Annotated in this window: 1 protein-coding gene; it reads left to right on the top strand. The window is 69.7% G+C overall.

Features of this window, described 5'->3' with window-relative positions:
• On the top strand, positions 1 to 2,094 hold a 2,094-nt coding region (gene alaS, locus Q0066_RS03820), incomplete at both ends, for an alanine--tRNA ligase (protein WP_298130226.1).

The raw sequence follows: 2,094 nt of genomic DNA, 5'->3' as shown, positions 1-2,094 counted from the left end.
GCACGGCACGTTCTTCCAGATGAACGGCAACTTCTCCTTCGGCGACTACTTCAAGCAGGGCGCCATCGAGTACGCCTGGGAGTTGGTCACCGGCAGCCAGGCGGACGGCAACTACGGTTTCGATCCCGACAAGGTCTGGGTCACCGTCTACCTCGACGACGACGAGGCCGCGGCCATGTGGCGTGAGGTCGGTGTCCCCGACGAGCGCATCCAGCGCCGTGGGCTGAAGGACAACTACTGGCACATGGGCGTCCCCGGACCGGGCGGACCGTGCAGCGAGATCTACATCGACCGCGGCCCCGAGTTCGGCCCGGACGGCGGACCGATCGTCGACGAGGACCGCTTCCTGGAGATCTGGAACCTGGTGTTCCAGACCGAGGAGCTGTCGGCCGTCCGCGCCAAGGACGACTTCGACGTCGCCCGCCCGCTGCCCAGCAAGAACATCGACACCGGCATGGGCCTGGAGCGCACCGCGTACCTGCTGCAGGGCGTGGCGAACATGTACGAGATCGACGAGATCTTCCCGGTGATCACCGCGGCGGCCGAACTGGCCGGCACCCGCTACGGCGCCGACCGCGAGGCCGACGTCCGGCTCCGGGTGGTCGGCGACCACGTCCGTTCCGCGCTGATGCTGATGACCGACGGCGTCACCCCCGGCAACGAGGCGCGCGGCTACGTGCTGCGCCGGCTGCTGCGCCGCTCCATCCGCTCGATGCGGCTGCTCGGCGTCAACGATCCGGTGCTGCCCGAACTGCTGCCGCTGTCGAAGGGGCTGATGGAGCAGTCCTACCCCGAGGTCACCAGCCAGTGGCAGCGGGTCTCCCAGGTCGCCTACGGCGAAGAGGAGGCGTTCCGCCGCACGCTCGCCGCCGGCACCCAGATCTTCGACCTGGCGGTCGCCGAGACCAAACACAGCGGTGCCCGCGTACTTGGCGGTGACAAGGCGTTCCAGCTGCACGACACCTACGGCTTCCCGATCGACCTGACGCTCGAGATGGCGACGGAGGCCGGCCTGGAGGTCGACTCCGACCGGTTCCGCGTGCTGATGCAGGAGCAGAAGGACCGGGCCAAGGCGGACGCCCGGGCCAAGAAGGGCGGCACCGTCAACACCGAGGCCTACCGCACCCTGCGGGCGCCCGGCGAGACCCCGTTCCTGGGCTTCACCGACCTGAGCGTCGACTCCCGGGTCCGCGGCATCGTGGCGGACGGCGAACTGGTGCAGAGCGCGCGGCCCGGTGACGTGGTCGAGGTGGTGCTCGACGAGACCCCGTTCTACGCCGAGGCCGGCGGCCAGGACGCCGACCAGGGCGTGCTGACCGGCAACGGACTGGCGCTCGACGTGCTCGACGTGCAGCGGCCGATCCAGGGCCTGGTGGTGCACAAGGTGCTGGTCAACGAGGGTGAACTCGCCACCGGCGCGCAGGTGCTGGCCCAGGTGGACGGTCCGGCCCGGTTCGCGGCCTGCCAGGCGCACACCTCGACGCACATCGTGAACGCCGCGTTGCGGCAGCTGCTCGGCCAGGGCACCCACCAGGCCGGTTCGTACAACAAGCCGGGCTACCTGCGCTTCGACTTCAACGCCAGCCAGGCGTTGTCGCCGGCGCTGCGCAGTGAACTGGAGGGCGTGGTGAACGCCGCGATCCGCGACGACTTCGAGGTCACCGACCGTCAACTGCCGTTGGACGAGGCGAAGGCGCTCGGTGCGCAGGCGATGTTCGGCGAGAAGTACGGCAACGTGGTCCGGATGGTCGAGTTGGCCGGCCCGTGGTCGCGCGAGCTGTGCGGCGGCACCCATGTGGCGCGCACCTCACAGATCGGGCTGGTCAACCTGCTCGGTGAGCAGTCGGTCGGCTCCGGCATCCGCCGGGTGGAAGCCCTGGTCAGCACCGAGGCGTTCGAGAAGTTCGCCGCCGAGCGGGCCCTGGTGGCGACCCTGTCCGACACCCTGAAGACCCAGCCCGAGCAGCTCACCGACCGGGTCGAGAAGCTGCTGGCCCAGCTGAAGGCGGCCGAGAAGCAGATCGAGACCTACCGGACGCGCGAACTGCTGGCCGGCGCGGCCAAGCTCGCCGAGAAGGCGGTCACGGTTGCCGG

Source organism: Micropruina sp. (genome assembly GCF_027492755.1).
Lineage (GTDB): Bacteria > Actinomycetota > Actinomycetes > Propionibacteriales > Propionibacteriaceae > Micropruina.
Note: the sequence above shows the minus strand (reverse complement) of the source record. Positions and strands in the feature narration are given on the sequence as shown.